The organism is Clostridium minihomine (assembly GCF_900240385.1).
GTDB classification, from domain to species: Bacteria; Bacillota; Clostridia; order Oscillospirales; family Acutalibacteraceae; genus Faecalispora; species Faecalispora minihomine.
Genome location: NZ_OEQH01000001.1, coordinates 436,232 through 449,449, shown reverse-complemented (window position 1 = coordinate 449,449; position 13,218 = coordinate 436,232). Strand labels below are relative to the sequence as shown.

The window sequence follows — 13,218 nt, the reverse complement described above, 5'->3', positions numbered from 1 at the left end:
AATAAGGGCAGAAAGCCAGATTGGCTTTCTGCCCTTTCCTCTTTTCATTGACGCTTGATCAGGCTCGCGATTTGCGCAGCAGCGCACCCGGAGCAACGGACCGCTCTGTTTTAGTCCGCACTTTCATGGTTGCATGGGGTGCCACATCAATCGGCATCATTTCCTCATCATACAGTTCGTCCAGTTTCAGAAGATAGGGAATGCCGCCCGGCTCCAGAACATCCACCACGTCCCCACGGAAAAAGCGATTTCTTTGGGACAAACGAGCTATGCCATTTTCCCATCCTTCACAAACAGCTACTACCTCATAATCCCGCACATAGCCACCATTTTGATACACCTGCCCCGGCTGGCCGAAATAAAAACCGGTGCTGTATTCCCGGTGGCTGATTTTATTAAGCTCCTCTGGAATCCAGTCCGGAAGCGGAGCCTGCGGGTTTTTCTCATAAAAATCAATGGCATGGCGATAGGCATTGGCCGTCACCGCCACATAATAGGCTGATTTGGCCCGCCCTTCGATTTTCAGGCTGCTGACCCCTGCTTGGGCCAGCTCGGGAATATGCTGAATCATACACATATCCCGGGAATTCATAATGTAAGTGCCCTTTTCATCCTCTTCAATGGGGAAATACTCACCCGGACGCTTTTCTTCCACCAAACGGTAAGACCAGCGGCAAGGCTGGGCACAATCCCCCCGGTTGGCATCTCGTCCCGTTAGATAATTGGACAAAAGACATCGCCCGGAAAAGGACACGCACATAGAACCGTGTACAAACACCTCCAGTTCCAGCTCAGAAGGTGTTTTGGCCCGAATCCCTGCAATTTCCTCCATGCTAAGTTCACGAGCCAGAACGACCCGAGAAGCCCCCATTTCATGAAAGGCACGGGCGGTTTCAAAATTCACCACACCTGCCTGAGTAGAAACATGCAATTCCACCTTAGGCGCGTGCCTTTGTGCCACTTTCATCACACCGAGATCTGCCACAATAAATGCGTCAATTCCAATCTCTTGCGCATTTTGCAACAGTTGCGGCAACCGGGGCAATTCCTCGTTGCGGGGAAGCGTATTACAGGTCATGTGCACACGCACACCCTTTTCATGAGCCATCCGCACCGACTTTTCCAACTCTTCCAAAGTAAAATTGGAAGGACCGGCCCGCATTCCAAATTCTTTTGCCGCCAAATAGACGGCGTCCGCACCGAATGCAATTGCGGACTCCAGCCGTTCCATATCCCCTGCCGGGGCCAGTAGTTCCATGTTCACTGAGTCAGACCTGCCTTTTTCAAGTTTTGCTGGTGCTGCTGCGCCGTTTTCGCATAATATGCCTTTCCATCGGCGGAGTGGCAGAAATAATAATAATCGCTGTTCGTCGGGTTCAAGGCCGCGTCAATCGCCTTGCTGCCCGGGTTGGTAATGGGCCCCGGAGGAAGCCCGACAATTGTATAGGTGTTGTATCTGCTCAAGAAATTATCCCGCTGATCGGCCGGAAGCTGAGCTTTGCTGCGGTAAGGATAAAAAATCGTCGAGTCACAGCCCAGCTGCTGTGTTCCGGTGGCCACACCGTTTTTCAGGCGATTGTGCAAAACGGAAGAAACTTTATACATATCTGCCTCATCCGCTGCTTCTGCCTGAATGATAGAAGCCAGATTCATCACTTCATCCATAGACATTCCCAGTGCCTTGGCCTTCTCGCGGATAGCACTGGTCAGCTTTTTATTGGTATTGTTAATCATCTTTCCCAATGCCTGCTGAGGATCCTCATCCTTATAAAAATCATAGGTATCGGGAAACAGATAGCCCTCCAGCAAATAATACCGGTCGCTGTCATTTTGAATAGATTCAATCAGGTTATACTGATTAAAATCCTGAGAATTGGCATATTTCAGCACTTCTTCAGCTGAACAAACACCGTTTTTCTCTAACAGCTCGGCCACTTCCCTTACATTCAGGCCCTCCTGAAATGTAATCTTGACCGTATCCACCCGGTTGTTGTTGGACTGCAAATAATTGATCAAAGCTTCATAATCCATATTGGTGTCAATTTCATAGGTACCGTTCCGGTAAGAACCGTCTGCTTTGGTCAGTTTGGAATAGATACGGAAAAATCCCGGCTGTTCAATCACACCATTGGAATACAAAATCTGAGAGATCTCTTTGGTGGAGGAACCTTTGGGGATTTCCACCGTAACATTTACTTGTGACTTTTGATAGGCCAGCATATCGGCGATCCCGGTCACCAGATATTGGCCCAATGCCACACCTAAAATGAGTATCATAGACATCCAGACGACCGTGAACAACCTTCGGTTGCGCTTGCCTTTTTCTCGGCTGCGCTGACGAAAGGCTTTTTCTTCGGCTTTCAGGGCGCGCTTTTCCGATGCCACCATGGCTTTTCGGGTTTGTGGGCTGCTGTAGCTGTGAATTACATCGGGTTCCGCTTGTGAACCCGACTGCTCCCCGGCAAGATATTCCTCATCATTTATTTCCAGCTTAAAATGCTGAGCCCTGCGCCGGTGGGAATCATCCGGCCTTCGGCCGCGGCCGCCCTGTTGCTTGTCATCGCGCATGATAGACCTCCCTACCTTGCTTTTTTGGATGTCTTTCGGACATACTTTTCTGTTATTAATATATCAACCGACCTGTCATAATACCCATGCGGCAAATTCCACTGCACACAAAAGGAATAGCACACGCCGACTGTAAATCCGCCAAATCGGGAAAGAAAGCGGTCATAATAACCGCTTCCGTATCCCAACCGAAATCCCTGAACATCAAAGCTGAACCCAGGCACCAGACAGAAGCCGCTTGACTCATCTTCTACCTTTTCGCAGCGCTCTGGAACAGGCTCCATTACGCCAAACGTTCCCGGGGCCAAATCCTCCAAAGAGCGAATGTAAAAAAACTCCATATCTCTGGTTCCCGGAATACACCGGGGGGCAGCAACCCTTTTTTGATTGGCCCAGGCGGCCTTTATGACAGCCAGCGTATCCACTTCAAGCTCTTTGCTGATGTAAGTAAACACGGTGGACGCTCGACTGTATTCCCGCAGCGAAAGCAGGCGGGACTGAATTTCAGAATCCAGACGCAACTTTGTTTCGTCCGACAGATTCTCCCTTAGCCCCCGGTATTTTGCCCGCAGATCCTTTTTCAGCTCTTTGATGTTCTTTACTGGCATTGCATTAAGTTCCTTAACCTTTCAGCAGTTTCCTTGTCCGCCAGCAAATCCACCAGCTTCAGCGCAAAATCGACGGAAGCCATGGGCCCTCTTCCGGTAACGATTTGGCCATCGAGAGTCACAAGTTCACCGGTATACTCCGCACCGGGGATCTCTCCCTTAAAACCATCGCTGACCGTGGCGCGTTTGCCTTTCAGCAAGCCCATATGCCCCAAAATAGAAGGCGCGGCGCAAATAGCCGCCACATAGCCGCCTTTTTCCAGGCAAGCAGTCACTGTATTCTTCACAATCTGTGACTGTTCCAGATTCGGGGTGCCCGGCAGTCCGCCCGGCAAAACCACCATTTTTAGGCCTTCCAAAGAAACTTCATCTTCTGTAATGTCGGCAATCACCGGGATCTGATGGGAACCCATAATCTGCTTCCCGCCCACACCCACAGTCTGAACCGGCACATTGGCACGCCGGAGCAAGTCCACTGTTATTAATGCTTCCATTTCTTCAAATCCATTTGCCAAAAAAACATAAGTCATTCCTGTCACATCCCCTTTTTATTAATCTAATGGTAAGCCCAAATAGGCTGTTTCCCCACATTGCACCGCAGAAATCTGCCGGAGCATTCCAAACCGCTGAACTTGTCCCTGCCCCGGGAACAGTACGCCGTTATCCGGCAGACGCAGCCGATACTGTTGAGCCGGCATTTTTGCCAGCATTTGCGCTGCCAGCGCCGGAAAGCTGATTTCATCCGCCATCAGCTCTGTTACTTCGCATACTTCGCCATCCAAATATCGGCAAAGTGCATAAGCGCCTTGTCCGTCTTTCCCACTGGCCACCAGTTTTCCGCCATATTGACCGTTGATTCCCTCAGCATATCGGAAAGCCTTTTCATCCCATAAAATAGACCCCGCCAAAGTATTCAGCTGCTGTTCACGCAGCGCCTTCATTCGGGAATACCCCAGAACCACCTGGCCCCACTGTGCTTTTCCACCCAACTGGGAAAGTTCCTGGGCGGAAACCGTTAAAAACCGGGTAACAAAGGCTTCCTCATACCCGTATTTGCTGTAATAGTCATACAGTGCATCGCTGGAGGGAAGCAAACAGGAAAAATGATCCCCCCGCTTTTCCCCCACATGAGCCGCGGCCCGAAGCAGCGCACCCATACAGCCTTGTTTTTGGTATTCCGGTAAGGTTGAGGCAACATAAATATAGTGCCCCTGCACCGTGCCGCCGGCCTGCACCATCTGAACCGGCAGCATGTGAACCATAGCCGCCGCTTTTCCGTCTATCTGATACACCAGGCAATTCTGGGGCTGAAAAGCATTATTGAAAAAATAATAGGTAGGCCGCTTGGATTCCTCAAAGCAGATTTGCCAGATCTGCGCCAGCTCCGCCTGCATTCCCCAGCGGGCCAGCCTGATTATTTTTTTGCTCATTTTTCCGTTCCCTTCAGAACCGCTCTGTATTTTTCAAGGACTAAGGCCGGGTAATACGAAAGCTTTGCTTTGCGAAGCCCTTCCAAACCCAGATCCTCTTCCCGATTCACATAGGAATACTGTGCCAAATTACGCCGGGCAAATTCGTTGTTAATGGCCGCATACAGCCCATCATAGCCCGGCAGTGCTTTTTCAAAATGGAGCAGGAATATTTGGGGATTGATTTCTTCCCCCAACGTATAGGCTACTGGTTTTCCATCCACGCGGATGACACCGCCGGACAGTTTCAGCGCCTCAAAATTAGCAAAAGCTTTTCTCAGTGCGCCCACTTCTTTATCCAGCCCATTTTCCGGGTCACACCCGTTAAATTGACACCATTCCCGGCTGATTTCCCGGCAGATATCGATGGTTTCTGCGGTAACATCTTCATATTCCCATTGGTACTGCCGATTGAATTTTGATAAATGATTCCGCTTGCCGTGGTATTTTCGCCCAGCCAGTTCGATTAAATCGGAACTGTTGTAAATATAGTCCGCACCATCCCTGTCAAGGCTAAACTCAAAAGCGCCGGGCATTGCTTCTTCCATGCGGGCAATCTCTTTATCCGTCATGCCCCACATCTGGAATCGAAACCCTTTTTCTGCGGCATCATCAATCAGCACCTGAAGCGCATCCTTCAGGCTTCCGGCACGAGCCGGGTCTGCCACATAGGGAAAATTATAGGTATGAAAATGCTCGCCGGACGACAAGTACACATAGCCGTCCTGCCGACAGATGCGGGAATGATAACTTTCATTCCAGATAAACAATGTTCCAAAGGCATTTTCACTGCCCATTTTTCCACTGGCAGAAAGTATCGGCTGAAGCCACTCTCGGTCCTCAATGGTTGCGTATTCAAATTTTAACATAAATCGCTACATTCCTTTTATGATTTCACTTGCCATAATTTCTGCATGAATTTCTTCTACCGACTTTATCTGTCCGCCCCGGGCACAGGAAATTAAAGTCCACCCCAGTTTCTGCACACAGTACAACGCACTTTCGCGGCAGGCCGCCAGAAAATCGGTATCCTTTTCATGCATATCTTTTTTTGCCTCGTCCCCCGCATACCGCTCTTGCAGCAGCCGCTGAGAGATAGAAAGAGGCATGTCCAAATAAAAAACCGCATCGGGTGCGGGCAGTTCCATTTTATTATACTCAAAATCGCATACCCAATCCAGATAAGCGTCCCACTGCGATTTGGGCAGTTTCGTCATTTGATACACCATATTCGAGGTGGTGTATCGATCGGCTACAATCAGCCGTCCATTTTGATAATCCTGCCGCCAATGCCGCACATAGCTGGCAAAACGGTCCACCGCATAAAAAGAACTTGCCGCAAAGGCGTTGACTTCCCCGGGATGACCGCCCAGCTCGCCGTTCAGATACATTTTGACCAAAGCAGAGGATTCCTCTTGATAATCCGGAAAAGAAACTCGGCGCAGCGAAACATTGCGCTGTTCCAGCGCCTGACACAGCAGCCCCGTCTGAGTGGCTTTTCCGCTGCCGTCCAGCCCTTCCAGCACAATCAGCCGTCTGCTCATTTTTCTTCCCCCAGTTTTTTATAATAAGCCCGTACTTCCGTCATTTTGCCACAGCTCATCTTCCCTTCGGGACAGCCGCCGCGCAGACAGGGCGGGCCGCAATGGGCAAACAGGTTTGGCGCCACACCCAGAACCAGGCGAAGCATCTGCACCGCCACGTCCTGAATTTCCCACTGGGCACGGTTACAGCACCGGTGAGAAAAGAAATTCATAAGCGAACGGGCATTCAGGGTACAGATCATTTTGGTTTCACAGGCATTGGGGAGCACAAACCGGGCGTCCTCAATTGCCTTTTTCTCTGCCGCACGAGCCGCTGCTTTGGGCTCTTTGCCTTCTTCCAACATCTGCGCCAGATGCTTCTCTTTTAAAATGCGGGTCAGGTTTTCATACCGGGTCTGCGCTTCTTCCATTGACCGGATAAACTCTTCTTTCGCCTCGGGAATCGCCTCGATTTCCGGGGGAACCACATACCCAAACTGATGCTCTGCCACATACCGCTGACTCTGCACGCTGTAAGAAGCGATACGGTGCCGGGTCATCTGCGCTAAGAATGCGCGGGAAACGCCTTCAATTGCAAATGTAAAAGAGGCATGCTCAACGGGGCTTTCATGCCCGATTTCAGAAAGCATCTCCACAAACTGGGCGGTCTTTTCGTCAGTCAGGCCATCCATGATATGTTCTACACCCACAGAGGAATAACACAGCTTGGCGGCGGCCGCCACTGTGCGTTCCGGCTGGGGTGTATAAGCGATTAACGCTACCTTAGCCATTGTTTTTTATCATCCTTCACTGTGTTGAATTGCCTAAAACAGACGGATCGGGGCCTTTGCTTAAAAGAATCACCACATGGGAACCATATTCCAACGTATCCCCTGCCTGCTGATCCTGATAGCCAACGGCTTCGCCTGCCGGCACATCGTCGTCAAACACGTCTCGTTTGGCAGGCGTCAGGCCGGCTGTTGTTACAGCCAAAGAGGCATCCGCAAGGCTAAGGCCCCGGATTTCCGGCAAAGAACGCATATGGGAGCCCTGGCTGACTACCACCACAATTTTCGTTCCTTTTTCCATCCTCTGCCCCGGCTCGGGAGCCTGCCGAATCACCAAATTTTCTGCCACTGTATCGCTGAATTCCTTATCAGATACCAAAATTTCGTAATTTGATTCACCGGAATTTTTTTCTGCCAAAATATCATCCAGCTTTTTGCCCACTAAATTGGGGGTTTCGATTCGGTTTGCGTCGCCTGCGTTAGAATCGGGCATGGCTTCCATCATAATTCCGGTCGCGGTGGATTCCAAACCGGCAGAAACCGCAGGCAGATCCGCCCCTTTCACTCCCCCGGAACCGGGTGGGAACAGCCAGAAAATACCGATCAAAATAAAAATAGCCAAAGAAACCACGCCAGAGCCTATCGCCCAAACAATGCCCGGAGTTCCTTTTCGAACCGGTTCCGGTTCCGGCAAAATCGGGGACATGGTATCCCCGATTTTCGCAGTTACCGTGGGGGCAGACGAAAGCTCTGCTCTCATGCGCTCAAAATGGGGAGTCCGCTTAGACGGCATCACCTGAAGCGCATTGGCAAGGCCCGTGATTACATAGGGCGGAAGCGCACGCAGAACATTCGTGGGAATCATCAGCCGGGAATCCGCCTTACGCCGCAAAGCATCCTGAGGCAAGGTGCCGGTCAGTGCAAAAAACAGGCATGCGGCAAATCCATACACATCGGTTGCCTCATCCGGCACATAATCCATCACATACTGTTCCAAAGCCGCACAGCCCGCAACCAAATCCGGCGGCAGGTCGGTGTCCATCCGGCGCACGGCATCCAGCTGAAAATCGGTCAGCTTCATTTTGCCGTCCTGCAAAATCACCAATGTATCCGGGGAAATCCCCAAATGGTTAATCCCTTTTGAGTGCAGCGTGCTCAAAGCAGAAAGCACCGGCATAAACAATGGCCGGGCTGCATTCCAGTCCAGGCTTCCGCCGCTGCGCTCTACAAAATAGCGCAGTGTGATGCAATCCTCCCACTCCGCCACAGTATAAGCTGTTCCGTTTTCCTCAAAAATATCATAAATCTGCTCAATCGCAGAAAGCTGGCGAACATGAGCCAACTCGCGAGCGTGACTTAAAAAAGACGCTTTATATTCCTCAAACGTAATTTCACTGCCATCCACAATGCGGATTTCTAATCCCTCCGGCAGCCTTTCACTCATAGTCTGGGGGAAAAATTCCCGAATCAGCGTTTTGATATTCAAAACGCTGTCATAGCCGATATAAGAAATGCCTTCTCCGTTGGTTTTCTGCGCCAAACCGATCAAATATCGATTTTGCAGCATTGTCTTAAGAGGCAGCGCCTCCGGCTCTTGGGGTTCATCCTCCGAGTGTCCGCAATGAGGGCAGGATTCCTGAACGGCTTTTTCTGACATACAGTTCATACATAGCTCAAAGTCAGTCATACAGTTTCCTCCATAATGATATTATGGACACACAAACCAGACGTTATCCCGCCGGGGATGCTCGCGACCCCTTGTTTGCGAAGGATAACGCCGGGCATACCGGACGGTCCCGGTTTTCCTCATAGGCAGCGCGCACATTTCGCTGCGTCCTCGTTCTATTCGAAATAGTATACCATAATTCATGATTATAAAGCAAGTAGCAATCATGTAACCGGCCCCGGACCGGCCTGTGATGGCAAATGAAGTTTTTCCAATAAATGATATGAAGTTATTTCACAAATCCTCCTTTTGCTATACGAAAGCGCTATGCTATTTCATATAGCAAAAGGAGGTGAATCCTTGGCAAACTCCAAAATAGGCCGCCCAACGGATAATCCCAAAGATAAATCGCTGTTTGTCCGTTTGGATCACGAAAGCAGCGAAGTGTTAGAAGCATATTGTGAGCAACAGCAAGTCACAAAAGCAGAAGCGGCACGGCGTGGGATTAAAAAGCTGAGGGACGACCTGAAAAAATGAAGGAAGCAGCGCCTTCCCATCACAGAAACCGCCACTTCCCCAAAACCGACAAATGCCCAAAGGCAGATGCAGCGTAAATATTGTACCATGCGCAGCAAATCCTTTCAAGGCTTTGTCGGAAAACCTACACGAACAAGCACAAAACCAATTTAAATCAGCAGAGAATCCGGCAGCTGCCGGATTCTCTGCTGATTTTTTCTGCCAATTACTCAAAATCCCCTGCTTTGATTCCACAGAAAAGCCACACAGAAAAATCAGAATGAAAAAGATGCTGTTGCGCTAGTTTTAACCGGACTTTCATTGATATTCCCCCTTTGGTTTGATATAATAATAATACTTTTTTAGATAGGGTGATTGCCTGGTGAACCACAAAAAAGGCGGCAAAATTGCCGCTGTCATCGACATCAGTTCCAACATGCTGAAAATGAAAATTTCTCAGCTGCAAAAAGGCAAAATTGTGACGGTTGATCGTTTAGAATACCCCATTAAACTGGGAACCGAGGTCTTTCACGGCGGAAAAATCAGCTTTGAAAGTCTGTGGCAGCTTTCTTCTGCTTTGCATGGCTTTAGCGAAGTGATGAAAGAATACGGCACCGAACAGCACCGGGTTGTGGCAACCACCGCGTTGCGGGAAGCGCAAAACCGGGATTACATTACGGATCAGCTGAAAATCCAAAACAACATCACCGTTCAGATTCTGGAAGACGATCAGGAAAAGACGCTGATTTATTCCGAAATTTTGAAATCCATTCAGTCCATGCCTGACTTCCCTCCCGGAAACACCTTAATCTCTTTTATCGGCACTGGGAGCATTGGACTGTCTATTTTTGACGGTTCGGACATGATCTTTTCTCAAAACATCTCTATGGGGCCCATGAAGCTATATAACATGCTGGGCAGCATTCAGGAAAACAGCGGCGATTTCGACACCGTGGTGGAAGAATATCTGAACCTAATTGTGCAGCATATTCCCATCCCCACCCAGCTCAGCAGCATCCGCAATCTGGTGCTCACCGGCAGCGAAATCGAGTTAATCGCGCGCATCTGCGCAGTCACGCCCTCTCAGGGCCGTTATACCATCCGGGCAGAACTCATTGGGCGCCTGTTTCAGGAAGTCCGCGTTATGACTCCGGAATCCATTGCGGATAAGTATGGCATTTCCGACGCCAGTGCTCAGGTGCTTTATCCGGTTCTGGTGATTTATATGCAGCTGCTTCAGCTGACCCACGCAGACAGTGTCATTTCCCCAAAGGTAGAATTGTGGGATGCACTGCTGCGGCAAATGCTGATTCCCAAAAGCAAAAAGGAATATGAAGATCATGTGGTTACCAATGCGATTTGCTGTGCCCAATGGATTGCAGATCGCTACCGCTGCAACCGCTCGCATTCTGATGCCGTGCGCAAATTTTCCTGCCGGATTTTTGACAAAACAAAAAAAATTCATGGCATGGATTACAAATGCCGGCTGATTCTGGAGCTGGCCAGTATTCTGCACGATGCCGGGTATTACATCAATTCCAAAGAGCATTTGAACAGCACTTTCGATTTGGTGAAGAATATCGATCTGTACGGGCTGACGGATCGAGAGGTTCTGATCGTAGCCTTTTTGTCCAGCTATGACGAATATCAGGTTCCCAGCAACGACGACCCGGAGTTTTCTATGCTGGATAAGCAAACTCGTTTAATCATTTCTAAACTGGTGGCGATTTTCCGGCTGTCTAATGCGCTGGATAAGTCCCAGACGCAAAAACTGAAAGATATTTCCATCAAGCTGGAAAAAGACCGCTTGGTGATTACCGGCAGCAGTGATGATAATTTAACGTTGGAAAAATGGGCCTTTGATCTTTGCGCGCCGTTTTTTCAGGAAGTATTCGGAATCCATCCGGTGCTTGCCATTAAAACGCTGATGCTTTGAGCAAAGGAGGCCGCAAGATGAATAGAGGCAAACAGTTTCCTTATTTAAATCGCGAACTGAGCTGGATGGATTTTAACGGAAGGGTATTAGAAGAAGCTTTTGAAAAAGAAAACCCGGTGATGGAACGGCTTCGCTTTTTGGGAATCACAGCTTCCAATCTGGACGAATTCTTTATGGTGCGCGTGGCCGGAGTCAAAGCGCAAATCCATTCGGGCTATAAAACGCCGGATATTTCGGGCCTGACCCCAGAGGATTTGATTCTTCGCCTGACCCGGAAAATCCGCACCTTTACCGAACAGCAATATACTGCTTTACACCGATCCATTTTGCCTGCACTTCGCAAAGAAGGGGTACGATTTTGTACCCCCGCAGAACTCAATGCCAAGCAAAAACAGTTTCTTTCTGATTATTTTCACAAAATTCTGTTTCCGGTTTTGACCCCTTTAGCGGTAGACCGAAGCCGTCCGTTCCCCATTTTGTCAAACAAGAGTCTAAATCTGGCGGTACGGCTGAAAAATAGCGAAGAAGAAAACATGTTCGCTTTGGTGCAGGTTCCTTCTATTTTATCCCGATTTCTGCAAGTGCCGGATCCGGAAAAAAAGATTTTTGTGCTGCTGGAAAACGTCATCTCTGATAAAATCAAAGAGTTGTTTGGCATGTATCAGATCGAAGCCTGCTCCCCTTTCCGCCTGACCCGCAATTCCGATTTGGAAATTGATGAGGATGCGGAAGATTTGCTGACTGAAGTGCAAAAATCCATTAAAAAACGAAAACGGGGCCGCCCGGTTCGGTTGGAACTGCTGCAAAACTGTGATCCCGAAATCAAGGAATTTCTGGTGGAAACACTGGATTTAAAGCCCTATGACATCTTTGAAGTGCCGGGCCCCATTGATTTGACGTATTTAACGAAATTTGCGTCACTGCCGGGCTATGACCACCTTTGTTTCACCCCCATTAAGCCGGTGAATCCCCCTGCTGCCTTTTGGGGCTATGAGGATATTTTTCAGGCGATTCGAGAAAAAGACCGCATGGTTCATCACCCTTATGAAAGCTTTCAATGCGTGGTGGATTTTGTGCGCAGGGCCGCCGACGATGCCGATGTACTGGCCATTAAGCAAACTCTTTACCGGGTCAGCGGCCATTCGCCCATCATTGGCGCTTTGATCCGCGCAGCCGAAAACGGCAAACAGGTAACCGTTTTGGTAGAGCTGAAAGCCCGGTTTGACGAAGAAAACAATATTAATTGGGCGAAAAAACTGGAGCAAGCAGGATGCCACGTAATTTACGGACTCTCTGGACTCAAAACCCACTGCAAAATTCTGTTGGTGGTGCGCCGGGAAGAAGATGGCATTCGCCGCTACCTGCACATGGGAACCGGAAACTACAACGATTCCACAGCAAAAATCTATACAGATATCGGTGTGTTTACCTGCAAAGAACCGTATGGTGTGGATGCCTCTTCTCTTTTTAACGTTCTAACCGGTTACTCGCGGCCGCCGGAATACCGAAGGTTTATTGTCGCCCCCCATGGGATGAGAAGCTTTTTTCACCGCATGATTCAAAGAGAAACCGAAAATGCCCAAAAGGGCTTACCCAGTGGAATCACTGCAAAAGTAAACTCTTTGATTGACCCGGAAATCATCCAGCTTTTATATCAAGCCTCTCAGGCAGGGGTTCCCATCCGGCTGATTGTCCGCGGCATGTGCAGCCTGATTCCCCGGCTGCCCGAACTGAGCGAAACCATTACTGTCCACAGCATTGTGGGGCAGCTTTTAGAGCACAGCCGGATTTTTGCCTTTGAAAACGGTGGGAATCCAAAAATCTATATGGGAAGCGCGGACTGGATGCCACGGAATTTGGATCGCCGGGTGGAGTTGGTCTTCCCCATTGAAGGCGAAGAACTGCGCAAAAGAGCATTTGAGATATTGGAAATTATGCTGGCTGATAATGTAAACACCCGAATCATGCAGCCAGACACCAACTATCTTCTGGTCAGCCGCCGGGGAAAAGCGGCGGTCAATTGCCAGACCCTGTTTGCCTCTAAGGCGCGCAAGAGTGTGGCGGAACTGAAAAAATCCGAAGAAATCAAGCTGCTGGTGCCAATTCGTGATGCGGATTCGGCAAAGCTACAAAAATAAAGAGGA

Annotated in this window: 12 protein-coding genes; 3 read left to right on the top strand and 9 right to left on the bottom strand. The window is 49.4% G+C overall.

The genetic code is table 11. The features are described from left to right. Positions 1-58 precede the first annotated feature (58 nt). Genes C1A02_RS02135 through C1A02_RS02095 form a run of 9 tightly spaced genes read right to left on the bottom strand, consistent with a single transcriptional unit; the run spans position 59 to position 8,643 of the window. Positions 59-1,264 (bottom strand): peptidase U32 family protein, encoded by a 1,206-nt coding sequence (locus tag C1A02_RS02135; RefSeq protein WP_101696552.1) that lies wholly within the window; start codon positions 1,262-1,264, stop codon positions 59-61. Further along, positions 1,261-2,568, bottom strand: coding sequence for an endolytic transglycosylase MltG (gene mltG, locus C1A02_RS02130; protein ID WP_101696551.1), 1,308 nt, complete (start codon positions 2,566-2,568; stop codon positions 1,261-1,263). Before mltG ends, C1A02_RS02135 begins: the two co-directional genes overlap by 4 nt. An 11-nt stretch (positions 2,569-2,579) precedes the next feature. Continuing rightward, complete coding sequence (locus C1A02_RS02125) at positions 2,580-3,176, bottom strand: 5-formyltetrahydrofolate cyclo-ligase (RefSeq protein WP_101696550.1); 597 nt, start codon at positions 3,174-3,176, stop codon at positions 2,580-2,582. Beyond that, positions 3,167-3,706 carry a DJ-1 family glyoxalase III gene (locus tag C1A02_RS02120; protein ID WP_101696549.1) on the bottom strand — a complete coding sequence of 180 codons (540 nt, stop codon included), beginning with the start codon at positions 3,704-3,706 and terminating at the stop codon, positions 3,167-3,169. Before C1A02_RS02120 ends, C1A02_RS02125 begins: the two co-directional genes overlap by 10 nt. Before the next feature lie 21 nt (positions 3,707-3,727). Beyond that, positions 3,728-4,606, bottom strand: coding sequence for a GNAT family N-acetyltransferase (locus C1A02_RS02115; protein ID WP_101696548.1), 879 nt, complete (start codon positions 4,604-4,606; stop codon positions 3,728-3,730). Next, positions 4,603-5,514 carry a DUF2156 domain-containing protein gene (locus C1A02_RS02110; RefSeq protein ID WP_101696547.1) on the bottom strand — a complete coding sequence of 304 codons (912 nt, stop codon included), beginning with the start codon at positions 5,512-5,514 and terminating at the stop codon, positions 4,603-4,605. The genes C1A02_RS02115 and C1A02_RS02110 overlap by 4 nt, the downstream gene beginning before the upstream one ends. A gap of 6 nt (positions 5,515-5,520) precedes the next feature. Then, positions 5,521-6,189 carry a dTMP kinase gene (locus C1A02_RS02105; RefSeq protein WP_101696546.1) on the bottom strand — a complete coding sequence of 223 codons (669 nt, stop codon included), beginning with the start codon at positions 6,187-6,189 and terminating at the stop codon, positions 5,521-5,523. Then, the gene (thyX, locus tag C1A02_RS02100) at positions 6,186-6,959 is read right to left on the bottom strand and encodes an FAD-dependent thymidylate synthase (RefSeq protein WP_101696545.1); all 774 of its coding nucleotides are present in this window, start codon (positions 6,957-6,959) and stop codon (positions 6,186-6,188) included. The genes C1A02_RS02105 and thyX overlap by 4 nt, the downstream gene beginning before the upstream one ends. Before the next feature lie 16 nt (positions 6,960-6,975). Continuing rightward, the gene (locus C1A02_RS02095; protein ID WP_101696544.1) at positions 6,976-8,643 is read right to left on the bottom strand and encodes a PASTA domain-containing protein; all 1,668 of its coding nucleotides are present in this window, start codon (positions 8,641-8,643) and stop codon (positions 6,976-6,978) included. Positions 8,644-8,982: 339 nt separating this feature from the next. Here C1A02_RS02095 and C1A02_RS13400 point away from each other — a divergent pair, with 339 nt between their 5' ends. The 3 genes from C1A02_RS13400 (at position 8,983) to C1A02_RS02085 (ending at position 13,212) form a co-directional block, all read left to right on the top strand. Then, positions 8,983-9,159 carry a hypothetical protein gene (locus C1A02_RS13400; protein WP_164997129.1) on the top strand — a complete coding sequence of 59 codons (177 nt, stop codon included), beginning with the start codon at positions 8,983-8,985 and terminating at the stop codon, positions 9,157-9,159. Positions 9,160-9,520: 361 nt separating this feature from the next. Then, the gene (locus tag C1A02_RS02090; protein WP_101696543.1) at positions 9,521-11,074 is read left to right on the top strand and encodes a Ppx/GppA phosphatase family protein; all 1,554 of its coding nucleotides are present in this window, start codon (positions 9,521-9,523) and stop codon (positions 11,072-11,074) included. A gap of 17 nt (positions 11,075-11,091) precedes the next feature. Further along, positions 11,092-13,212, top strand: coding sequence for an RNA degradosome polyphosphate kinase (locus C1A02_RS02085; protein WP_101696542.1), 2,121 nt, complete (start codon positions 11,092-11,094; stop codon positions 13,210-13,212). The last annotated feature ends 6 nt before the right edge of the window (positions 13,213-13,218 follow it).